At 44.8% G+C, this 24064-nt stretch carries 20 protein-coding genes; 16 read left to right on the forward strand and 4 right to left on the reverse strand.

Annotated elements, in window-relative coordinates; genetic code table 11:
• Nucleotides 1-2 precede the first annotated feature (2 nt).
• Nucleotides 3-1610, reverse strand: a complete 1608-nt coding sequence (gene nadB, locus B5D54_RS07860) for an L-aspartate oxidase (protein WP_078925989.1) — start codon at nt 1608-1610, stop codon at nt 3-5.
• A gap of 570 nt (nt 1611-2180) precedes the next feature.
• On the opposite strand from nadB, the gene rpoE reads away from it, so the two are divergent.
• The 11 genes from rpoE to acpS all read left to right on the forward strand — a co-directional run bounded on the left by rpoE (nt 2181) and on the right by acpS (nt 11307).
• On the forward strand, nt 2181-2753 hold the full coding sequence (rpoE, locus tag B5D54_RS07865) for an RNA polymerase sigma factor RpoE (RefSeq protein WP_078925990.1): 573 nt from the start codon (nt 2181-2183) through the stop codon (nt 2751-2753).
• Nucleotides 2754-2787: 34 nt separating this feature from the next.
• Complete coding sequence (locus B5D54_RS07870) at nt 2788-3417, forward strand: sigma-E factor negative regulatory protein (RefSeq protein ID WP_078925991.1); 630 nt, start codon at nt 2788-2790, stop codon at nt 3415-3417.
• Nucleotides 3414-4379 carry a sigma-E factor regulatory protein RseB gene (gene rseB / locus B5D54_RS07875; RefSeq protein WP_078925993.1) on the forward strand — a complete coding sequence of 322 codons (966 nt, stop codon included), beginning with the start codon at nt 3414-3416 and terminating at the stop codon, nt 4377-4379. Before B5D54_RS07870 ends, rseB begins: the two co-directional genes overlap by 4 nt.
• Nucleotides 4376-4846: a SoxR reducing system RseC family protein gene (locus B5D54_RS07880; protein WP_078925995.1), complete on the forward strand. Its 471-nt coding sequence runs from the start codon at nt 4376-4378 to the stop codon at nt 4844-4846. Before rseB ends, B5D54_RS07880 begins: the two co-directional genes overlap by 4 nt.
• A gap of 113 nt (nt 4847-4959) precedes the next feature.
• A complete protein-coding gene (gene lepA / locus B5D54_RS07885) occupies nt 4960-6753 on the forward strand; it encodes a translation elongation factor 4 (protein ID WP_078925996.1) in 1794 nt (597 codons plus the stop codon).
• Between the two features lie 91 nt (nt 6754-6844).
• Complete coding sequence (gene lepB / locus B5D54_RS07890; RefSeq protein WP_078925998.1) at nt 6845-7729, forward strand: signal peptidase I; 885 nt, start codon at nt 6845-6847, stop codon at nt 7727-7729.
• Nucleotides 7730-7764: 35 nt separating this feature from the next.
• Nucleotides 7765-8445, forward strand: a complete 681-nt coding sequence (rnc, locus tag B5D54_RS07895; protein ID WP_078926000.1) for a ribonuclease III — start codon at nt 7765-7767, stop codon at nt 8443-8445.
• A complete protein-coding gene (gene era, locus B5D54_RS07900; protein WP_078926002.1) occupies nt 8435-9406 on the forward strand; it encodes a GTPase Era in 972 nt (323 codons plus the stop codon). The genes rnc and era overlap by 11 nt, the downstream gene beginning before the upstream one ends.
• Nucleotides 9407-9458: 52 nt before the next feature.
• On the forward strand, nt 9459-10184 hold the full coding sequence (gene recO, locus B5D54_RS07905) for a DNA repair protein RecO (RefSeq protein ID WP_078926003.1): 726 nt from the start codon (nt 9459-9461) through the stop codon (nt 10182-10184).
• Complete coding sequence (gene pdxJ / locus B5D54_RS07910) at nt 10181-10912, forward strand: pyridoxine 5'-phosphate synthase (protein ID WP_078926004.1); 732 nt, start codon at nt 10181-10183, stop codon at nt 10910-10912. The genes recO and pdxJ overlap by 4 nt, the downstream gene beginning before the upstream one ends.
• An 8-nt stretch (nt 10913-10920) precedes the next feature.
• Nucleotides 10921-11307 (forward strand): holo-ACP synthase, encoded by a 387-nt coding sequence (gene acpS / locus B5D54_RS07915; protein WP_078926005.1) that lies wholly within the window; start codon nt 10921-10923, stop codon nt 11305-11307.
• 2 nt (nt 11308-11309) lie between these two features.
• Here the strand turns inward: acpS and barA are convergent, their stop codons facing one another.
• Nucleotides 11310-14093 (reverse strand): two-component sensor histidine kinase BarA, encoded by a 2784-nt coding sequence (gene barA, locus B5D54_RS07920; RefSeq protein WP_078926006.1) that lies wholly within the window; start codon nt 14091-14093, stop codon nt 11310-11312.
• Between the two features lie 173 nt (nt 14094-14266).
• Here barA and rlmD point away from each other — a divergent pair, with 173 nt between their 5' ends.
• From rlmD to eno, 5 genes are all read left to right on the forward strand, one after another.
• Nucleotides 14267-15637 (forward strand): 23S rRNA (uracil(1939)-C(5))-methyltransferase RlmD, encoded by a 1371-nt coding sequence (gene rlmD, locus B5D54_RS07925; RefSeq protein ID WP_078926007.1) that lies wholly within the window; start codon nt 14267-14269, stop codon nt 15635-15637.
• 16 nt (nt 15638-15653) lie between these two features.
• Nucleotides 15654-17873: a GTP diphosphokinase gene (gene relA, locus B5D54_RS07930; protein ID WP_078926008.1), complete on the forward strand. Its 2220-nt coding sequence runs from the start codon at nt 15654-15656 to the stop codon at nt 17871-17873.
• Between the two features lie 63 nt (nt 17874-17936).
• A complete protein-coding gene (mazG, locus tag B5D54_RS07935) occupies nt 17937-18779 on the forward strand; it encodes a nucleoside triphosphate pyrophosphohydrolase (protein WP_078926009.1) in 843 nt (280 codons plus the stop codon).
• A gap of 159 nt (nt 18780-18938) precedes the next feature.
• Nucleotides 18939-20576, forward strand: coding sequence for a CTP synthase (gene pyrG / locus B5D54_RS07940; protein ID WP_078926010.1), 1638 nt, complete (start codon nt 18939-18941; stop codon nt 20574-20576).
• Between the two features lie 77 nt (nt 20577-20653).
• Nucleotides 20654-21955, forward strand: a complete 1302-nt coding sequence (gene eno, locus B5D54_RS07945) for a phosphopyruvate hydratase (protein WP_078926011.1) — start codon at nt 20654-20656, stop codon at nt 21953-21955.
• A gap of 112 nt (nt 21956-22067) precedes the next feature.
• On the opposite strand, the gene B5D54_RS07950 is transcribed toward eno, so the two are convergent.
• Both B5D54_RS07950 and B5D54_RS07955 read right to left on the reverse strand, forming a co-directional pair.
• A complete protein-coding gene (locus B5D54_RS07950) occupies nt 22068-23288 on the reverse strand; it encodes a multifunctional CCA addition/repair protein (protein WP_078926012.1) in 1221 nt (406 codons plus the stop codon).
• A 66-nt stretch (nt 23289-23354) separates the two neighbouring features.
• Nucleotides 23355-23963, reverse strand: a complete 609-nt coding sequence (locus B5D54_RS07955; protein ID WP_078926013.1) for a TIGR04211 family SH3 domain-containing protein — start codon at nt 23961-23963, stop codon at nt 23355-23357.
• Nucleotides 23964-24064: the final 101 nt, after the last annotated feature.

Here is a 24064-nt window from a genome sequence, read left to right on the forward strand (position 1 = left end):
GGTTATTTCTCTGGAGTAAGGATGGTGGGGCCACTATTTTCTAATAGATCGGGATAATCTAACGTGTAGTGCAGGCCCCGGCTCTCTTTACGCAGCATGGCACAACGAACCATCAATTCTGCTACTTGCAATAGGTTACGCAGTTCTAACAAGTTATTGGAAACGCGGAAGTTACTGTAGTACTCATGGGTTTCTTGTTGTAGCAGTTGAATGCGACGCAGTGCTCGCTCTAAACGTTTATCGGTTCGAACGATACCCATGTAATCCCACATAAATAGGCGAAGTTCGTGCCAGTTATGTTGAATGACCACTTCTTCATCTGAGCACGTTACCTTGCTTTCGTCCCAGGTTGGCAGTGAGCAAGGCATTTGTGCACTCGGGTAGCGGCGAAGAATATCTTGCGCAGCGGACCAAGCATAAACCACACACTCCAGTAATGAGTTAGAGGCCATACGGTTTGCTCCATGTAAACCGGTGTAACTGACTTCACCAATAGCATACAACTGCTCAAGATCCGTCTGCCCCTGTTGATTGATCATCACGCCACCGCAGGTGTAGTGAGCAGCAGGAACGATAGGAATCGGTTCTTTGGTCATATCAATACCAAGATCCATCAAACGGGTGTAAATGGTAGGAAAGTGCTTCTCAATAAAATCGGCAGGTTTATGGCTGATGTCTAAATACATGCAGTCTGCGCCTAAGCGTTTCATTTCATAGTCGATGGCACGAGCTACAATATCACGCGGCGCTAATTCAGCGCGTTCATCGAAGTCGGGCATAAATCGAGAACCATCCGGGCGACGAAGGAACGCCCCCTCGCCACGTAAGGCTTCGGTAAGTAAGAAGTTTCGAGCTTCTGGGTGATATAAACAGGTTGGATGAAACTGATTGAATTCAAGGTTAGCGACTCGGCAGCCTGCTCGCCAAGCCATTGCTATGCCATCTCCAGAAGAAACATCAGGGTTTGAGGTGTATTGATAGACTTTAGATGCACCGCCCGTCGCCAAAACCACAAATTTTGCACGAATGGTTTCCACATGTTCTACATTACGGTTCCAGACATAGGCTCCAACTACTTTGTTCGCATCCCCTCCGATTTTATCTTCGGTAATTAAATCAAGGGCATTGTAACGTTCGAACAACCGAATGTTTGGATGATGATGGACATTGTCTTGCAAGGATGTTTGCATGGCCATGCCTGTCGCATCAGCAGCATGTAGAATGCGTCGATGACTGTGTCCACCTTCTCGGGTTAAATGATAGCGGGGGTGTTCATCATCGTCATTTTCTTCCCGATCAAAGGGGACGCCACCATCAATTAACCACTGAACACATTCTTTGGCATGTTCGGCAATAAATTGAACCGTTTCTTGATTACAGATCCCGGCTCCCGCGATCAAGGTATCTTGAACATGGGATTCAATACTGTCGGATTCATCAAAGACGGCAGCAATACCGCCTTGTGCATAATAGGTTGCCCCTTCGCTACGAGGTCCTTTGCTCAATACGATCACGTTGCAGTGTGCAGCGACTTGTAGCGCTAAAGATAATCCTGCGGCACCACTGCCTACGACTAATACATCGCATTGATGTTCTCGATTTACGTTCATAAAATGGTTAACTTCCTGAACTTAAAGTAGAGTGTTCCTACTCTAGATTAAAATAAAACACGAGTTGTATTCTGATCGTTAGCAGTTTTGCTAGGCCAACGAGCGAGCGTGAATCAAGCTACGTGAATCCGTTTATCTCAGCCTTAGACTTCCTTCTCTCAAGTGAGAATGGTATGGGGTAATACCACTTTTGCTCTTGGGCATACCGCACGAACACACCCACTTTAGTGATAGTCGGGGGATTAGGGTATCTTGCTGCCAAAGGCAATACTTTGTAAATACTCTTGTCTTTTTTAAAGGCTATCCCCACTATTTGTGTCTATCTACCTTTAATCACAACTAACGCAATATAAATAATACGAGAAGAATAAGGCGAGTTTCGTTTTAATATCGAACTCATTACTGCACAATACCTCAGTGTTAAGAAAAATATTTTACCTTATATTTGAACTTTTCCTCGCTTATTGAGTCACAATAGAGCTCATGTAGGCAGTGTCAAGACAACATTCTGCACAATTAGAGTCCATATCTGAGAAGGTAGGGGAGATAACAATAGGAGTAACCGCTCGAATGAACGATCAACTGACCGATCAAGTGTTGATTGAGCGAGTTCAGAACGGAGATAAGCAAGCATTTAATCTGTTGGTATTACGATATCAAAACAAGGTTTGCAATCTTATTTCTAGGTATGTGAGCAATTCTGGAGATGTGGCGGATGTTGCACAAGAAGCCTTTATTAAAGCTTATCGTGCTATCCCGACATTTCGTGGCGAGAGTGCGTTTTATACTTGGCTATATCGCATTGCTGTTAATACCGCGAAAAATCACATCGTAGCGCAAAGCCGCCGGCCGCCAGCGAATGATGTTGATGCTGAAGAAGCTGAATTTTACGAAAGTGGTAATGCACTCAAAGAAATATCGAACCCTGAAAATATTACGTTGTCCAAGGAATTGAAGCAGGCGGTATTTAGTGCAATAGAAGCATTGCCTGAAGATTTAAAAACCGCGATGACGTTACGAGAGCTAGAAGGCTTAAGTTATGAAGACATCGCAGAAGTCATGGATTGCCCCGTTGGTACGGTGCGTTCTCGTATCTTCCGTGCTCGTGAAGCGGTCGAAAAGCGAATCAAACCGCTTTTATAGTGCCGAATAATGGGTAACAAAAATGGTGAAAATAATGGCTGACAAAGAAAAGCTTTCAGCTTTCATGGATGGCGAATTGGTTGATAACGTGCTTATACAAGAAGTCGAACACGATTCAATCAGTCTCGAAACGTGGAAAAACTATCATCTCATTGGTGATGTGATGCGTGGCGATGCTCCTGTACAACCAGAATGGAATATTGCTGAAAGTGTCGCTCTGGCATTAGAAAATGAACCGGCACATACTTCATTTACCCGTGCTGATAATGTGGCTGATCTCCGTTTAGCAAAATTAGAACAACAGCCAAAAGCTGAGCAAGCGCGTCGCCAATTACCCGCTTGGTTGACTCAATTTGGACAGGTTGCTGTTGCTGCGTGTGTCTCATTTGCCGTCATTCTCGGTGTTCAGCAGTACGGTGGTCATGACAGCTTAACCGCTCAAGAAACTCAGTTACCCGTTTTGCAAACGATTCCATTTTCCGGCAGTGCAGAACCCGTGAGTTTGACGCGTGATTCTGTCGCAAGACAGGGTAGTAGCGAAGCGAGTATGCAAGAACAGCGTCGCCGTATTAATGCATTGCTGCAAGATTATGAGCTACAGTTGCGACTCAATAGTGAGAATTTAATTCCTCACACAGACCCAGTTGAATCGGTAATCGAATGAAAAAAATTCTGATCAGTGTGCTGACACTGTTCAGTTTGAATGCCACACCTGCCTTTGCTGAAACACTTTCTGCAGAGGCTTTGTTGCATCAGATGAACGAAGCAAGTCAGCATCTTAACTATGAATTGTCTTATATTCTGATTAAGAAAAATAGCATTGAACCTTTGCTTTACCGTCATGCTCGACAAGAAAGTCAGCAGTTTGCCCATCTTGTCTATCTGAGTGGTCCTGTACGCGAGGTGATTCGTCGCGGCAATGAAGTCAGTTATGTTGAGCCTGGCGTCGAACCTTTTACGATTGAATCCGGTAACATGGTGGCTCCGACCATTCCCATGCTCAATAGTGATGTAGCACAACTGAGCCAATATTATGATTTCGTTAAAATGGGGCGGGCGCGTGAAGCGGGAAGCGCTTGTCAGGTTTTACGCGTCGTACCGAAAGATGGCTTGCGCTATTCTTATGTTTTATGGGTTGACGAGAAGAGTTCATTACCTCTTCGTGCAGATTTGGTTGATCGTGATGGAGAAGTGTTAGAACAATATCGAACCATTTCCTATACCATTAATGATCAATTAGCCACACTGATGTCAGGTCTTAACAATGTGCAATTACCAGAAGTGTTATCCCTTCCTAAAGGCAATATACAACAAACGTTCTGGACCGTTGGTTGGAAACCGGAAGGTTTTCAACCTTTAGAGTTGAATCGCTATCGCATGGTGATGACGGAGCGGTTGGTCGAAAGCCAAATGTTTTCTGATGGTTTATTTAATTTCTCTGTTTATGTGGCGAATCGTGATGATCATTCACTAAAAGGGCAGTTAGTGCGCCAAGGCCGCCGAACAGTACATAGCTTTGTTAATGGAGAGAATGAAATTTCTGTGGTTGGCGATATACCTCCTGCAACCGCACAGAGAATTGCTCAATCGGTGAGTTTTGAAAGCACGAGTACAAGAAAACCATGATGACCGCATTAGCCACAGTCAGTGCCGTTGAGCCGCATTCGACAGGGTATTGGATTGATGTGAGCTGTGAGCAACAGACCAGTTGTCGCGGTTGTCAGTCGGAAAAAAACTGTGGTACAGGTATTGTTTCTAAAGCAATAGGCAGTAAAGCGCTCACTTGGCGCTTAAATAGTGAAAAGCCCGTTTCTGCTGGGCAGGTGGTAGAAATTGGTTTTCCTGAGAAAAGTTTGCTGCAATCGGCCGCTTTAGTCTATCTCTTGCCACTCTTGATGATGATCGCGGGAGCGGCAATTGCGGATATTTGGCTCTCCCCTTTATTGAGTCTAGGGGAAGGTGTCGTCATTGGTTGTGCTTTACTGTCCATGGCATTTGGCGTGATGCTGGCGAAATACTATTCGATTCGATTATCAAAACGCTCCATTCAAGAAGTGATCTTACTGAGAGTGCTTGGTGACCCCATCCTGTAAATTATGGTGCGAAGCCTAGCGAAATTCGGTAGAATCGGCCAACTTAAAGGAAATGCCACTTCGGTGGCGTTTCTTATTCCCTAATCAGCAAAGAGTTTAGTCATTCCAAACCTATGAAGCACATTCGTAATTTTTCGATTATCGCCCACATTGACCATGGTAAATCGACCTTATCTGACCGTTTAATCCAAGTATGTGGTGGGTTGAGCGATCGTGAAATGGCAGAGCAAGTTCTGGATTCAATGGATCTTGAACGTGAACGTGGTATTACCATTAAAGCACAGAGTGTGACTCTCGACTATCAAGCTAAAGATGGCGAAACTTACCAGCTAAACTTTATCGATACGCCAGGGCACGTGGACTTCTCTTATGAAGTATCTCGCTCTTTAGCCGCTTGTGAAGGTGCGCTACTGGTGGTTGATGCTGGTCAGGGAGTGGAAGCTCAGACTTTGGCCAACTGTTACACTGCCATTGAAATGGATCTCGAAGTCGTTCCGATCCTGAATAAAATTGACTTACCCGCTGCGGAACCTGAGCGTGTTGCAGAAGAAATCGAAGACATTGTTGGTATTGATGCCATTGATGCCGTTCGTTGTTCTGCAAAAACTGGGCTGGGTGTTGACGATGTTTTAGAGAAAATCGTCTCTGCCATTCCAGCGCCAGAAGGCGATCCTGATGCCCCATTGCAAGCGCTTATTATTGACTCGTGGTTTGATAACTACTTAGGGGTTGTTTCTTTAGTGCGGATTAAAAACGGAAGCCTGAAGAAAAACGATAAGATTAAAGTAATGAGTACCGGGCAAATATGGGGAGTGGACCGTATTGGTATTTTTACGCCTAAGCAAGTCGATACTTCTGGTCTCAATACGGGGGAAGTTGGCTGGGTTGTTTGCGGTATTAAAGACATTCTAGGTGCACCGGTAGGTGATACGTTAACGTTGGCCAGAAATGGTTGTGAAAAGCCCCTACCAGGTTTTAAAAAGGTTAAGCCGCAGGTCTATGCGGGCTTATTCCCTGTTTCTTCTGATGATTATGAAAACTTCCGTGATGCGCTGGGTAAGCTTAGTCTAAACGATGCTTCGTTGTTCTATGAACCTGAAACCTCAGCAGCACTGGGCTTTGGTTTCCGTTGTGGCTTCTTAGGTATGCTACATATGGAGATCATTCAAGAGCGTTTAGAGCGAGAGTACGATCTTGATTTGATCACGACTGCGCCAACGGTGGTGTATGAAGTACTCAAAACCGATCAAGAAACACTCTATGTTGATAGCCCAGCCAAGTTACCCGCTATCAATGATATTGAAGAGATCCGTGAACCGATTGCTCGCTGTAATATTTTGGTTCCATCCGACTATCTTGGTAGTGTCATTACCTTGTGTGTTGAAAAACGCGGTATGCAAGTGGATATGGTTTACCATGGTAACCAAGTGGCATTAACCTACGATATCCCTATGGCTGAGGTGGTGCTTGATTTCTTTGACCGCTTGAAATCAACATCTCGTGGTTATGCTTCACTAGACTATGGTTTCCAACGTTTTGAAATGTCGAGTATGGTCAGAGTCGATGTGCTGCTTAATGGGGATAAAGTCGATGCTCTAGCCATCATTACTCATAAAGATCAAGCTCAAACTCGTGGCCGTCAATTGGTTGAGAAGATGAAAGAATTCATCCCTCGTCAAATGTTTGATATAGCGATTCAAGCGGCCATTGGCAACCATATTATTGCTCGTTCAACCGTTAAGCAGTTGCGTAAAAACGTACTGGCTAAATGCTATGGCGGTGATGTGAGCCGTAAGAAGAAACTCTTGAAGAAACAGAAAGAAGGTAAGAAACGCATGAAACAAATTGGTAACGTTGAGCTACCACAAGAAGCGTTCTTGGCTATTTTGCATGTAGGAAAAGACTAACGGTTTCGGTGTCATAGCGTGATTAGGCATCAACTTTCAAGTGAAAGAGTCTCTACTCTTTCACTTTCGTATTTTTAGATAAGGGAAGGTAATGGCCAATACATTTTCACTCATTCTGGTGATTGTTACACTCGTGACTGGGGTTGTTTGGGCTCTTGAAAAGTGGTTATGGAAGAAAAAACGCCAGCAAAAGTTTGCCGAATTAAAGGTTGATAATGAGAGCCGAGAGTTAAAACAAGCCCCTCAACCTTGGTGGATAGAAAACTCTGTCTCTATCTTCCCCGTAATTGCGTTTGTACTTGTGCTACGCTCTTTTTTGTATGAACCCTTTCAAATTCCTTCTGGTTCAATGATGCCAACCCTCTTGGTTGGAGATTTCATTCTGGTTGAAAAGTATGCCTATGGGCTGAAAGATCCTGTTTGGCGTACGCAGTTGGTTGAAACGGGTAAACCTGAACGTGGTGATATTGTGGTGTTTAAGTACCCACCTAATCCAAGCATTGATTACATTAAACGAGTTGTAGGTCTGCCGGGCGATATCGTGCGTTATAGTTCAGAAAAAGAAATTTGTATTCAATCTCCTAATACTTCGTCTTGTCAGGTAGTGAAGTTATCTAATGTGGTTGAGAGTGAATTTATCCAAAACAACATCCCCCTGATTCAGTTGGATGAAAATTTGGGTGAGAAGGCCCATAATATATTAATTCACCCCTTGAGAATTGATAACGTGCGAGATTATCACCCTCGTTCAGGGGTGAATGAATGGGTGGTTCCGCAAGGGCAGTATTTTGTGATGGGAGATAACCGTGACAACAGTGCTGACAGCCGTTTTTGGGGCTTTGTACCAGAAGAAAACTTAGTGGGTAAAGCCGTTGCGATTTGGATTAGCTTTGAATTTGAGCGCACTCCAGACAGCATTTTACCGACTTGGGTTCCAACCGGTGTGCGTTTTAACCGCATCGGTGGCATTAATTAGGCCAGTTATTCTGGCCCGTAACACATCGAGAGAGCATGAATTCTCCAATTAATAGACTAGAAGCAAAGCTTTGTTATCAATTTAATGATGCGATGCTGATTGAGTTGGCACTGACCCACCGCAGTGCCAACGGAAAACATAATGAACGTCTTGAGTTTCTGGGCGATTCAATTTTAAGTTTTGTCATTGCGGATGAGCTATACCATCGTTTTCCTAAGATTAATGAAGGCGATATGAGCCGTATGCGTGCGACGCTGGTACGAGGTAATACACTAGCGGAATTAGGCCGAGAGTTTGGCCTAGGAGATTACTTAAAATTAGGTCCAGGTGAATTAAAGAGCGGAGGTTTCCGCCGTGATTCCATTCTGGCCGACGCAGTAGAAGCGATTATAGGCGCCATTTATTTAGACAGTGATATCGAGAAGGTTCGTAGCATTGTATTGGGTTGGTATCAAACTCGACTTGATGCAATTAAACCTGGAGTGTCACAAAAAGATCCGAAAACACGTTTACAAGAGTTTTTACAAGGAAGAAGAAGCCCACTGCCACTGTATAATGTGACACAGATAAAAGGTGAGGCTCATAACCAAGAATTTAGCGTATCGTGTGAGGTTGCGGGGATTGCTGAACCCATTATCGGAAAAGGTACAAGTCGCCGAAAAGCAGAACAAGCGGCTGCAGAAATAGCGTTGGAGCAGTTAACTCATGGCGGATAAAGAATTCGATATCGATGCCTATTTTGCATCGAATGGTGAAGAAGTAACCCCATCATCACCGGAAGACCAACACTGCGGATTTATCGCTATTGTTGGTCGTCCTAATGTGGGTAAATCGACGTTACTTAATAATATTTTAGGACAGAAGATTTCCATCACCTCACGTAAACCACAAACGACTCGTCACCGAATCATGGGGGTTGATACCCGTGGTGATTATCAAGCCATTTATGTCGATACTCCTGGGCTACACATCGAGGAAAAACGGGCGATTAACCGTTTAATGAACCGAGCAGCAAGCAGCTCATTGAGTGATGTGAACTTAGTGCTGTTTGTGGTGGAAGGAACGCATTGGACGGCCGATGATGACATGGTGCTGCATAAACTGCAGCAGGCTAATTTCCCTGTGGTGCTTTGCGTCAACAAAGTCGATAACGTGAAAGATCGTAATGAAGTGATGCTGCACATGCAGTCACTGTCCAAGTTGATGGAATTTGTTGATGTGGTACCGATTTCGGCGAAGCATGGCAAAAATATTGACGTTTTGCATAAGCATGTTCGTGATCATCTACCTAAAGCGGTTCATCATTTTCCTGAAGAGTATGTCACGGATCGTTCTCAGCGCTTTATGGCATCCGAAATCATCCGTGAAAAATTGATGCGTTTTACAGGGGAAGAGTTGCCTTACTCGGTTACTGTGGAAATTGAGCGTTTTGATTACAATCCAGAAACGGATGGTTTTCATATCAATGCGTTAATTCTCGTTGAGCGTATTGGTCAAAAGAAAATGGTGATCGGTAAAAACGGTGAGAAAATTAAAACGATTGGCCGGGAAGCTCGGTTAGATATGGAAGAGTTATTTGGCCGAAAAGTTTATCTGGAAACCTGGGTTAAAGTGAAATCGGGTTGGGCCGATGATGAGCGTGCCTTACGCTCATTAGGTTATATTGATGATCTTTAACGATGAATCCATGATTCACGGATAAATCATTACCGATTTTAGGGGGGGCGCTATGCTTGATGGTTTTCAGCGTTGCTTTGTTTTACATCGCCGCCCCTATAGCGAATCTAGCTTAATTTTAGATATCTTTAGTGAAGAGTTTGGCCGTTTAACCTTAATGGCAAAAGGGGCGAGGGGAAAGCGTTCAAATTTGAAAGGCGCATTACAACCTTTTACGCCGCTACTTTTGAAATGGTCAGGAAAAAGTGCCATGAAAACCTTGCGCCAAGCTGAGCCTATTAGCTTGGGGCTTCCTCTTCATGGCATTAATCTTTATTCTGCATTGTATGTTAATGAACTGATTGGGCGTATCCTTGCACCTGAAGTACCTTCTCCTGGGCTGTTTCACGATTATCTGTTTGCGCTAACGGAACTGGCGCAAAACCACAATCCTGAACCCGCGCTACGTCGCTTTGAGTTAGCATTGCTGGCTTCAATGGGGTATGGGGTTGATTTTTTGCATTGTGCTGGAACAGGGGAACCCGTTGATCCCTCGATGACTTATCGTTATCGGGAGCAAAAAGGGTTTATTGCATCCGTTCGGCAAGATAATTTAACCTTTTATGGTGATGAATTGATCGCTATTAGCGAACGACGCTTTACCACGAAAGAACAACTACAAGCTGCCAAGCGCTTTACACGTATTGCGTTAAAGCCCTATCTTGGTGGAAAACCTTTAAAAAGTCGGGAGCTATTCCGGCAAACAACGCTATCTAGAGCACGGAGTATAGGAACATGAGCTCAATTCTTTTAGGTGTTAATATCGACCATGTTGCCACATTACGTAATGCACGTGGCACCCGTTATCCCGATCCGGTTCATGCGGCTGAAATTGCAGAACGAGCGGGCGCTGATGGAATAACGATTCACCTGCGAGAAGATCGCCGCCATATTCAAGATCGTGATGTGCGCATTTTGCGTGAAACGATCCAAACACGTATGAATTTAGAAATGGCTGTCACGGATGAAATGGTTGAAATTGCGTTGCAAACAAAACCAGAATTTGTTTGTTTAGTGCCTGAAAAACGTGAGGAATTGACGACAGAAGGTGGGTTAGACGTCGTTGGCCAACATGCGAAGATCAAAGCGGCGACTGAAAAATTGACGGCTGCGGGGATTAAAGTCTCCCTCTTTATTGATGCAGATAAAGAGCAGATTGATGCAGCTAAAGCGTGTGGTGCTCCTTTCATTGAGCTGCATACAGGGCATTATGCCGACGCAACGTGTGATGATGATCAGCAGAGTGAACTGAAAAAAATCGCGGCGGCGGCGGCTTATGCCGATGATCAAGGGATCACCGTTAATGCGGGTCATGGGCTGACTTATCATAATGTTTCTGCGATTGCCGCCATTCCAGAAATCTATGAATTGAATATTGGTCACTCCATTATTGGCCGAGCGGTGTTTGATGGCTTAGAGAAAGCGGTGGCAGAGATGAAAGCCATCATGCAGTCAGCTCGTCAATAGGTAACGAGATGGCGATCATCGGCCTAGGGACGGATATTACGGAAATTGTTCGAATAGAAAAGGCATTGTCACGCAGTGGTGATGCCTTTGCTGCGCGTATTTTAACGCCAGAAGAGTTAGTGATCTTTCAGGTGTTAAAGCAAAAAGCCCGTTACTTAGCCAAACGTTTTGCCGCCAAAGAAGCGGCTTCTAAGGCGTTGGGAACGGGTATCGCTCATGGCGTCAGTTTTCAAGATTTCCAAATCAATAATGATGTGAATGGAAAACCTTTGTTGATACTGAGCGGTAAAGCAGCTGAATTTGCCACTGCCGCTCAGGTTACCTCAATCCATCTTTCCCTGTCTGATGAGCGCCACTACGCTTTGGCGACGGTTATTCTTGAGTCCTGTGCTTAAGGCTATTTTTTAGGTGAAATATAGCTTTTCGCTTTGGCTAATACCTTCTCCATCTCATCTTGTAACTCAAACAGTTCAGGTTCTACATCACGAATAACACTGCCTGAACGCAGCATTTGTTCCAGTGATGTGCATACGGCTTTGAGTGACGGTACACCACTGTATGAGCAGCTACCATGCAGTTTATGAATGTGGTGCAGCAAATCTTCAATAGGGTAGGACGCTTCTTCTAAGGCTTGTTCGACCACTTGAGCGACCTCTGGAATATAGTCAACCAAAAGCGTCAGCATTTCTTGTGCGAGGTCAGCTTTCCCTGCTGCTTGCTTTAATGCGAGATCCCAGTCGATCACTGGTTTTATCTCTGTTGATGAAGCTTCTGTTTTGAGGGGATGCATGACCGTTGACAAGGGGAGCGTCTCTAATTTATCGGCCGTATTTTTGGGACTCCAATGGAGAAGTACTTGCTGTAAAACATGCTCTTCAATTGGTTTAGTCAGATAATCATCCATTCCCGCTTTTAGTAAGCGATCCCGCTCTCCAAGCATGGCATGAGCGGTTACTGCAATCACAGGGGTTCGGGTATTGAGCGGTAACTGCTTAATCGCTTTACAAGCTGTGACGCCATCCATGTGCGGCATTTGAATATCCATCAAAATAATATCAAATGGATGCAATTTGGCTTGCTCTACCGCAGAGATACCATCGGCACAAGCGATCACTTGCTCAACGCGTTCTTGAAGTAAAGCGGTGATCAATTTCAGGTTGGCCGGGTTATCATCTACCGCCATGACTGTCAGTGGAAGCTTGTCTTGGCTGGTCACCGATTCAATCATTTCAACGGGTTGAGGTTGATGAGCGATTAAAATTTGTAGCAGTTTTTTACGAGCCAAAGGTTTTGTCATGCACTGAACCGGGTAGCTTTTCATCAGTTGGTCAGCTAAAGCCAGTTCGGTACTCGGTATCCCAAGAATGACATGTGGAGCAAGCGTGATAGCTCGCTTGACCCACTGCTCAACTTGAGCGGTGTCCGTTTCTTTCGTTGGAGATAAGTTCAGCAGGACATAATCATAATGCTCGGATTCTTCAGGAATTGCGGAGTGGTATGTGACCACTAAGCCCGCTTGAACCAATTGTTGTTGGACAATTGAAGCGGCTTGCATATTCGGTTCGATCAAGAGTAACTGTTTTTGATCCAAGACTTTAGGATCAATACGGTCGCTAATAGGCAACTCAGTGGCATGTAAGCGTAATGTGAACCAGAAAGTTGAACCTTGGTGAAGTCGGCTGGTTAAACTGATTTCCCCCCCCATTTGACTGACCAGTTTTTGGGTGATGACTAAGCCTAACCCTGTACCACCATAGCGACGGGAAATACTGGCATCAGCTTGGCTAAAGGCTTGGAATAGCTGAGCTTGTTGACGTTCAGAAATACCGATCCCCGTATCTCGCACCATAAATTGCAGCTCAACGCTATCATCGCGTTGTACTCGCATCTCAACACTGATATCAATATTTCCCCGTTCAGTAAACTTGATGGAGTTACCAACGAGGTTGGTTAAAACTTGTTGAATACGAAGTGGATCGCCAACCAAACCAACAGGAATTTTCGGGTCAACTTTAAGGGTAATTTCTAACCCTTTTTCATGGGCGCTGGTGGCTTGTAGAGTGACGACTTCTTCAAGGGTTTCTTGGAATTCAAATGGAATATTTTCTAATGCTAGCTTGCCCGCTTCGAGTTTAGAGAAATCTAGAATATCATTAATGATGGTTAATAAATTATTTGCTGATTTTTCAATGGTTTGAAGATAGTCAGCTTGGCTGTTCGTTAACTGAGTTTTGAGCATTTGACGTGTGAATCCGATGACGCCATTGAGTGGTGTACGTAGCTCATGCGACATATTGGCTAAGAATTCAGACTTGATTCTGGCGGCTTCCTGAGCGCGTTTTTTGGCTATATCCAATTCAACGTTTTGAATTTCTAATTGCTCTAATGTTTCACGTAGATCGGAGGTGGCTTGATCAATACTGTGCTGCATCTCGACATGATATTCCGAGAGCGAGACCGCCATGGCATTGATGCCTTTTTTCAAGGCATCCAACTCACCGTGCATTTTCCCTTCAATCCGAACATCTAAATGGCCACGACGAATACGATCCACCATATTTTTCATATGAGAAATAGGACGAGTGACATCATGCATCAATCGAAAAGCAAAAATTCCGGACAGAGTTAGCCCCATGATTAACACCAAACAGGCTGAAAATATTTCTTGGTATTGTTGCAAACGTAAAGAAGAGAGATCCAACTCAATAGCGATATAACCTAGAGCTGGAGTCGAGCTGGCACTGACATTTTCTTCAATTAACCGTGTTTCTGCTAAAATTGGGGTGCGTAAAATCAGTGTATTGTCATAGAGTTGTGAGCTACCCAAAACCGGAATCGGTTGATCTTTAGGGTACATTAACGCTTCAAAATTGGGATGAAAGTTTGACGTGACAAACAGTTCATGGCGCGCATCAAAAACCGCAATACTACGAACAAATTTCGAGTGTTTCCGGTGAGCGTAGCTGATGATTCGACGAACGGACTCTCGGCTTTGATTTTTTAAGGCATCTTCACTGGCTATGGCAAGGGGTTCAATAATGCTTGCCCCTGAATTGATCACTTGAATTTCCAAATCATGATAACGGTTAAAGGAAAATAAGGCGCTAAGCAATAACCCGATAATTAAGGTTGGAGCTAAAGTTAGAGTAATAACACGCGCACGTAAGCCATATTTGGTCATTATTGTCTAAACATCGTGGTGTGGATATGGGAAAATAGCTCACATCGAGTATTGCTAAGCTATTCAATGAGCAGATAGCTTAATGCAATAACCCCATTCTCGACAATCTTCCCCGCGCAGAATAGTGATGCTCGGGCAAAAAACCTTTTATCAATCACAGTTAGGCACAGAGCATGGCACGTTTTTTTCAACCGAAGAAGAATCCTTCACTCTCATCGAAACATCAGTCGGTGAGTGTCATCAAGTTAGACCATCTCGGTGCTGGTATCGCTTATCAGCAGGGGAAACCCATTTTTATCGATGGTGCCTTACCGGGTGAAGAGGTTGTGATTCAATTAACGGAAAGTAAGAGTAAGTTTGCCAGAGCAAAAATGATTAAAGTCCTACAGGCGAGTTCTGAGCGTGTTACACCGTTTTGTGCGTATTATCAGCAGTGTGGTGGGTGTGATTTACAGCACCTCAACCATGCAGCGCAAGTCGCCCATAAACAGCAGACGCTTTCTCAGCTCATGAATAAGTTTGCCAACCAGCAGCTCGGCCTGTCGGAGCCGACTTGTGGGAAGGAAAAAGGCTATCGTCGCCGAGTGCGTTTAAGCCTGTTGTGGGATAAAAAAACGCAACAACTTCAATTTGGCTTTCGCCGTAAGCAGAGCAAGCAAATTGTTACCGTGACCGATTGCCCAGTGCTTGAACCCAGCCTTAATGCTTTATTGCCAGCGCTTAAAGGACGGCTCACTCATTTGAGCCAGCCGCATCAACTCGGCCATGTTGAACTGGTAAAAGGTGAAAACACCATAGTGTTAATGCTTCGCCATTTGGCCCCTCTGAGCCAAGCGGATCAACAGCAGTTGTTGACTTTCGCCTCAGAACATCAACTTTCGCTCTATTTACAGCTCACAGCAGGTCCGCTTGAGCATCGATACGGTGAACATCCAAACTACCAAGAGGTGGGGGCCTCTATTTCCTTTTTACCGAGCCACTTTATTCAGGTTAATCAATCCGTCAATCGACAGATGGTTGAGCAAGCTATCACCTGGTTGGATGTTCAAAGTGATGATCGAGTGCTAGATTTATTCTGTGGTTTGGGTAACTTTAGTCTACCTATCGCCAAATTAGCTCACTCGGTTGTCGGTGTTGAAGGGGTAGATGAGATGGTTGAATGGGCAAAACATAATGCTGAGTTGAACCAGATCAAGACGGCAACCTTTTATCAAGCAAATTTGGAACAAGATATGACCAGCCAGGCGTGGGCCGTCGAAAAGTTTGATAAAATCTTACTTGACCCTGCTCGAGCGGGGGCAGCAGGGGTGATCGATCACGTCGCAAGGTTTGGTGCTGAGTGTGTGGTGTATGTTTCATGTAACCCCGCGACACTGGCACGAGATAGCCACAGTTTACTGAGTCAGGGATACCAGTTGGCTAAATTGACCATGCTTGATATGTTTCCACATACCAGCCACTTGGAGTCTATGGCTCTGTTTGTAAAAAATCGGTCAGCGGCCGAACTTTCAAATGTGAAAGTCAGTCGAAACCATAAATTATAACAATTAGGACACCCCTATGGTTGCGGTACGTAGCGCACACTTAAACCCAGACGAACAGTTTGAGCTAGAAAAATGGATTGCTAGTTTACAGCAAGAAGCCAAAACGGCGGCAAGACTGACAGAAGTCTACCGCCAATGTGAGCAATTACTTGAAGGTCATTCTCAAGGCTCACTGCTGTTATGGCGAGGACGGGAGATGATCGAAATATTGATCACCTTGTCGATGGATAGGCCCACGTTAGTGGCTGCTCTTCTTTTCCCAATTGCAACCAGTGGCTTGCTTGATAATGAAGAACTGGAAGAGTGCTATGGAAAAGAGATTGTTAAATTAATCCATGGCGTTGAAGAGATGGCCGCCATCGGGCAGCTCAACGTGACCATGCGTGGTAGTGAAGCCTCGGCACAAGTGGATAATGTGCGGCGAATGTTATTAGCCATGGTTGATGATTTCCGCTGCGTGGTGATCAAGCTGGCTGAACGCATTTGTAATTTGCGGGAAGTGAAAGATCAGCCCGACGAAGTGCGCCGTATTGCCGCAAAAGAGTGTGCCAATATTTATGCCCCCTTAGCCAACCGCCTTGGAATTGGTCAGCTTAAATGGGAAATTGAAGATTACGCATTTCGTTACCAACAGCCGGATACTTACAAGCAGATCGCCAAGCAACTCTCTGAGCGAAGAATTGTTCGTGAGCAGTACATCCGAGACTTTGTCGATGATCTACGCCAAGAGATGAAAACATCCAGCATCAATGCAGAGGTGAGTGGGCGTCCCAAACACATCTACAGTATCTGGCGCAAAATGCAGAAGAAAAACCTAGCTTTTGATGAATTGTTTGATGTACGCGCGGTACGAATCATTGCGGATAAACTGCAAGACTGCTACGCCGCATTGGGGATAGTGCACACGAAATATAAGCATCTTCCCAGTGAATTTGATGATTATGTGGCGAACCCTAAACCCAATGGTTATCAATCTATTCACACGGTGATTTTAGGCCCAGAAGGGAAAACGATAGAAATCCAGATACGCACCAAGCAGATGCATGAAGAATCGGAGCTGGGGGTGGCTGCGCATTGGAAGTACAAAGAAGGCAGCAGTGCTGGACGAAGTGGGTACGACGAAAAAATCACCTGGCTACGTAAGCTCTTGGATTGGCAAGAAGAAATGTCCGACTCTGGTGAAATGTTGGATGAATTGCGCAGCCAAGTGTTTGATGATCGCGTTTATGCCTTTACACCGCGTGGTGATGTGGTGGATTTACCGATGGGCGCTACACCGCTTGATTTCGCCTACCATATTCACTCGGAAGTAGGGCATCGCTGCATTGGCGCTAAAGTGGGTGGGCGTATCGTGCCGTTTACTCATAAATTACATATGGGCGATCAGGTTGAAATTATTACTGCCAAAGAGCCAAACCCTTCGCGTGACTGGTTAAACCCATCACTGGGTTTTGTTCACTCTGGACGGGCCCGGGCAAAAATCAATGCTTGGTTCCGCAAACAAAGCCGAGAAAAGAACTTAGAAGCTGGGCGAGAAATCTTAGAAAACGAGTTGGCTAAAATTGGCGCCACCTTAAAAGATGCTGAGGTTTATGCGCTTAAACGTTTTAACGTGAATAGTGCTGATGAAATGTATGTTGGGGTAGGCAGCGGTGATTTACGGATTAACCAAATCGTCAACCACATCAATGCACTGGTCAACAAACCGACCGCTGAAGAAGAAGATAAACTGGCCCTTGAAAAACTGGTGGGAGAAACCAAACCAGCCGTAAGTAGCCCAACGCATAAAGATGCAGTGGTGGTTGAAGGGGTGGATAACCTGATGACGCATTTGGCGCGTTGTTGTCAGCCGATTCCCGGTGATGAAATTCGCGGCTACATTACCCAAGGGCGCGGAATTTCAGTTCATCGCAGCGATTGTGAGCAGCTCGAAGAGCTGAGTCACCATGCTCCTGAGCGAATCATTGATACTGTTTGGGGGCGGGGTTTTGTCGGAACTTACCGCTTAACGCTACGGGTAGAAGCCATGGAGCGAGGTGGGTTACTCAAAGACATCACGACATTACTGGCGAATGAAAAAATCAAAATAACCAGTATGAAAAGTCGCAGTGACTATAAGCGGCAGCTCTCCATTATGGACTTTGAACTGGAGCTCAACAATGTTGAGGTTCTACAACGTATTTGTAAACGGATTGAACAAATTAAAGATGTGATGCTGGTTAAGCGGTTAGGTTAATAGAGCATCGTTTATAACGAGGCAAGAACATGGGTTCTGCCTCGTTTTTTATTGAGAGGTAACATGGCGCACCCTATTTTACAGCTTGAACAGATCATGAATCAGTTACGTGACCCAGAGCATGGTTGCCCATGGGATCTTAAACAAACCTTTGCCAGCATAGTGCCACACACTATTGAAGAAACTTATGAAGTAGTGGAGGCTATTGCTCATCAAGATTGGTCAAACCTGCGAGAAGAGCTGGGCGATCTTCTTTTTCAAGTGATTTTTTATAGTCAACTGGCGAAAGAACAAGGTTTATTTGATTTTTCCGAGGTCGTTGAAACGGTGAATGAGAAGTTAATTCGTCGTCATCCTCATGTTTTTTCGGATGTTCAGGTATCAGATCAAGCGCAGCTTGAGGCTAATTGGGAAGCAGAAAAAGCCAAAGAAAAACACCAAGCAGGCAAAGATGAACAAAGTATTCTAGACTCAATACCACAAGCGCTTCCCGCTTTAATGCGAGCCAACAAAATCCAGAAAAAATGTGCGAAATATGGGTTTGATTGGGACACATTGGGCCCGGTCGCAGAGAAAGTTCAGGAAGAGTTAGCTGAAGTGATGGAAGAAGCGCTTCAGGTTGAAATTAATGAACAAAAAGTGGAAGAAGAGCTAGGCGATCTGTTGTTTGCCACGGTCAATTTAGTGCGTTACTTAGGGAAAGATCCGGAAGTGGCGTTAATGAAGGCCAATCAAAAGTTTGTGCGCCGTTTCCAAGGGGTGGAACAATTGGCGCAGACATATCATCAACCCTTAACGGATTTTTCATTAGCCGAACTTGATGCTATGTGGGAGCAAGTCAAACAGGAAGAAAAAGAGGCAATAGCGCCTTTTTTAAGTAAAAACAGCAATAAAAAGCACGATTGAATAGAGAAAAGAAGCCGAGTTCAATCTGTTTGATTTGAAGCAAAAAATAAAAAACTGAGTGTGATAGATTTCACGTTGTGGCGATAAATGGGTTCTGGTATAGTTTCATCCCGTCCAGAAGAAATCCATTTCCCTCATTCAACCAATTTCAGGTTAAACATGACGACAAATTATATTTTTGTTACTGGCGGGGTCGTATCCTCTCTAGGTAAAGGTATTGCAGCAGCATCGCTTGCGGCTATTTTAGAAGCTCGTGGTCTTAAAGTGACCATGATGAAGCTTGACCCTTACATCAACGTTGATCCCGGCACGATGAGCCCAACTCAACATGGTGAAGTGTTTGTCACGGAAGATGGCGCTGAAACTGACCTTGACCTTGGCCATTACGAACGTTTTATTCGTACCAAAATGACCAAGCGCAATAACTTTACTGCTGGTCGTGTTTATGCCGATGTAATCCGTAAAGAGCGTCGTGGTGACTATTTAGGTGCCACGATTCAGGTTATCCCTCATATTACTAATGCGATCAAAGATCGTGTTATCGCTGGCTCTGAAGGCCACGACATCGCTATTGTTGAAGTCGGTGGTACGGTTGGTGATATTGAGTCCCTTCCTTTTATGGAAGCGATCCGTCAGCTTGCCATTGAAGTGGGTCGTGAAAATGCGATGTTTATGCATTTAACCTTAGTGCCATATCTTGCGGCGGCTGGTGAAGTGAAAACCAAACCGACCCAACATTCAGTAAAAGAATTGCTTTCTATCGGTATTCAACCAGATATTTTGGTTTGCCGTAGTGATCGCGTGATCCCCGCCAATGAACGTAAAAAAATCGCCCTGTTCTGTAACGTGCCAGAAAAAGCCGTTATTTCAATGAAGGATGTTGATTCTATTTACAAAATCCCGCAACTGATCAAATCTCAAGGTTTGGATGATTTAGTTTGTGCGCGTTTTGGTATCACAGCGCCAGAAGCGGATCTTTCAGAATGGGAACGCGTTATTTATGAAGAAGCCAACCCCACGGGTGAAGTCACTATCGGGATGGTGGGGAAATATATTGAATTACCGGATGCGTATAAATCAGTCAATGAAGCGTTAAAACACGCAGGGCTGAAAAATCGTCTGAGCGTGACAATTAAGTATATTGATTCGCAAGATGTGGAAACCAAAGGGGTTGACATCTTACAAGGTGTGGATGCTATTTTAGTCCCAGGCGGTTTTGGTGACCGAGGTATTGAAGGTAAAATCCTTGCTGCCCAATACGCTCGTGAGAATGATGTTCCTTACCTTGGTATTTGCTTAGGTATGCAAGTTGCCCTTATCGAATATGCCCGAAATGTGGCGGGTATGACAGGTGCACATTCAACAGAATTTAACAAAGAAAGCCCATATCCTGTAGTAGGCTTAATTACAGAGTGGGTGGACAAGGAAGGTAAAGTTGAGGAACGTACTGAAACCTCTGATTTGGGTGGTACGATGCGCTTAGGTTCTCAGCTTTGTCACTTAACGAAAGGGACAAAAGCGTATGAATTGTACGGAAGTGCCACGATTCATGAACGCCATCGTCATCGTTATGAAGTGAACAATAACCTTCGTCCCCAAATTGAAAAAGCCGGCTTGAAAGTTTCTGGATTGTCAGCGGACAAGAAACTGGTTGAAGTGATTGAGAACCCAGCACATCCATGGTTTGTTGCTGCTCAGTTCCATCCAGAGTTCACATCGACTCCGCGTGATGGACATCCATTATTTGCTGGTTTTGTGAAAGCCGCAGGCCAATTCCAGCGCGGTGAATTGAAGTAAAAGGATATGGATAGTGGCGTAAGTTGTGTCACTATCCTTTTAGTTTTGACATTTAAATTCAATGAGAGGAAACATTAATGTCTAAGATCGTTAAAGTTCTAGGTCGTGAAATCATCGACTCACGTGGTAACCCAACTGTTGAAGCGGAAGTTCACCTAGAAGGCGGTTTCGTTGGTATGGCAGCGGCTCCATCTGGTGCATCAACGGGTTCTCGTGAAGCGCTTGAGTTACGCGATGGCGACAAAGCTCGTTTCCTAGGTAAAGGTGTTCTTAAAGCTGTTGGTGCGGTTAATGGCCCTATCGCTGAAGCATTGATTGGTAAAGATGCAAAAGACCAAGCAACTGTTGACCAAATCATGATCGACCTAGATGGTACTGAAAACAAATCTAACTTCGGTGCTAACGCTATCCTAGCGGTTTCTCTAGCAAACGCTAAAGCCGCTGCGGCAGCGAAAGGTATGCCTCTATATGAGCACATTGCTGAGCTAAACGGTACTGCTGGTCAGTTCTCTATGCCTCTACCAATGATGAACATCATCAACGGTGGTGAGCACGCTGACAACAACGTAGATATCCAAGAGTTCATGATCCAACCTGTTGGCGCAAAAACGCTTAAAGAAGCGCTACGCATTGGTGCAGAAGTGTTCCACAACCTAGCTAAAGTTCTTAAGTCTAAAGGCTATAACACCGCTGTTGGTGACGAAGGTGGTTTCGCTCCTAACCTTAAATCTAATGCTGAAGCACTAGAAGTTATCGCAGAAGCGGTTGCTGCTGCAGGCTACGAGCTAGGCAAAGACGTCACTCTAGCAATGGACTGTGCAGCCTCTGAGTTCTTTGACAAAGACGCTGGCATCTACAACATGAAAGGTGAAGGTAAAACCTTCACTTCTGAAGAGTTCAACCATTACCTAGCTGAGCTAGTTGAGAAGTTCCCAATCGTATCTATCGAAGACGGTCTAGACGAGTCTGACTGGGATGGTTTTGCACACCAAACTCAACTACTAGGCAATAAGATCCAATTGGTTGGTGACGATCTATTCGTTACAAACACTAAGATCCTTGCTGAAGGTATTGAGAAAGGCATCGCTAACTCAATCCTAATCAAGTTCAACCAAATCGGTTCTCTCACTGAGACTCTAGCGGCAATCAAGATGGCTAAAGATGCAGGTTACACTGCTGTCATCTCTCACCGTAGTGGCGAAACTGAAGATGCAACTATCGCAGACCTTGCGGTAGGTACTGCTGCAGGTCAAATCAAAACAGGTTCTATGAGCCGTTCTGACCGTGTTGCTAAGTACAACCAATTGATCCGTATCGAAGAAGCGCTAGGTGCTCGTGCTCCTTTCAACGGTCTTAAAGAAGTGAAAGGCCAAGCTTAATTTCTATTGAAATAGCTTAGTTTTGTTATCGCTAAACGCCCTGCCGCAATGCAGGGCGTTTTTTATAGGGCTGACAATCTTTTTATGATATGGGCTGATTTGATAAAAACCATCAGTGTGTCTCTAAAGCGGCAATCGCTTGAATTCGGCGCTGAGTTAACGCTTCTTTGATGGCCTTCCCTTGAAACCCCTCGGTAATAATCTGCTGAACATTGACGGTTAATGCCGCCTGATAAGCTTGCTTAAAGAGTTCACTTTGTGGATAAGGTGCCTCTTCACATCCTAATCGGCCTGCATGATCCGCTTGGCAGCAAAGTAATACCTCATTTAAACGCTCTGGTTTACGCCATACGTCTAATTTGTCGAGTATTTTGAGTTTGGTGCTGGCTTTTAATTCCGCTGCTCTATGAATGTTTGAGTGCTGCTCACAGACTAATAACGCTAACTCTTTAAACTCATTAGGGATCCGTACACGCTCACACAACTGCTTGATAATGCCAATGCCAGTCTGGCAGTGCATTTTATGACTCGGCCATTGCGCTTTGGGGGTTACACCTTTACCTAAGTCATGAACTTGGGCCGCAAAGCGCACGGTTAAAGAGGGGGAGCGTTGAGCGGCTTGCTGGGCAACCAGTAAAGTATGTATGCCCGTATCGATTTCTGGGTGCCATTTTTCGGGCTGTGGTACCCCAAATAGACGATCAAGCTCGGGCAGCACCACGGCGAGTGCGCCACATTCATGGAGTACAGAAAGAAAAACGTCAGGATGTTGAGTCGCCAATGACTTATGCCACTCTTGCCAAACCCGTTCAGGCGTTAGGTGGCTGAGTTCACCCGATTGAGTGATTTGCTGCATCAATTGTTGCGTTTCTTTGGCAATGGTAAAACCGAGGTGGGTGAGTTTAGCCGCAAAACGTGCAACACGTAGGACTCGTAGGGGATCTTCGACAAAGGCTGGTGAAACATGACGTAAGACACGCTGCTCAATATCTTTTTGCCCGCCATAAGGGTCGATCAGTTTGCCTTGTGCGTCTTGTGCCATGGCATTAATGGTTAAATCACGTCGAGCTAAATCTTCCTCAAGTGACACCTCTTGATCGTAATAGCAGGCAAACCCCGTATAGCCAGCACCAGTTTTTCGTTCAGTGCGTGCTAAGGCGTATTCTTGTTTTGTTTTTGGGTGCAAGAATACCGGGAAGTCTTTCCCAACGGCTTGATAGCCAGCTTGGAGCATCTGTTCTGGGCTGCTACCCACCACTACCCAATCTTTATCATAGACAGGAAGGTTGAGTAATTGATCGCGGATGGCTCCGCCAACTAAGTAAACTTGCACATCTCTTCCTTCATCGAGCGAGACAAAAACGGCCACCTGAGGTGACCGTAATAAGAAAAATAAAGATTATGCCCACCCAGCTGGGTTACGCTTACGGCGTGGGACAATATGGGGTAAGACTAAGCCAAACAGTAAGCCGCCACCAGCAACACCGCCCCCATACATAAAGTATTTTAGAAGTAAGTCTTCTTTTTGGGTATCGAGTTTTGCTCGAAGCTCACGAATTTCTGTTTGTGAAGCGGTTAATTGTTGGCTGATATCACCGTAACTTTTTTCTAAATCGGCAATTTGCTTATTGCGAATTTCGAGTGAATCCACTAATCCCGCTTTTTCACTATCGGCATTTTGGCGAGCATTAGCCAATTGGCTTTTTACTTCTTTTAACTCTTTTTCCAGCAGAGGAAGGCGTACTGCCATGCTGATATCTCGAGTGACAAAGCGGCTTTCCACCCAGCCATTACGGCCTCGACTATCAACAATTTGGCTGTAACCATTTTCTTTATTGGTCGAGAGCAGTTTGACTTTTTCTCCCGCATCAATCGAACCAATGATGCGAAATTGATTACTTGGACCTGAATGCATATAAGTAAAGAGTTTATCTGCGATATAGCGGTCTTGAGCGAGCGTTGGTGCAGCCAACAAAGAAAATAGCACCATGCAGACGAGTTTTTTCACGGTTTATCCCTTAGTGATGGTCAATATAGCGATATGAACAAATCATCTCATTGAGAGAGTTGAGACACAATCCAGTGTCTTTCATGAGAATTTGATCTTCG

It is taken from the genome of Vibrio cincinnatiensis DSM 19608, from assembly GCF_900167345.1.
GTDB classification, from domain to species: Bacteria; Pseudomonadota; Gammaproteobacteria; order Enterobacterales; family Vibrionaceae; genus Vibrio; species Vibrio cincinnatiensis.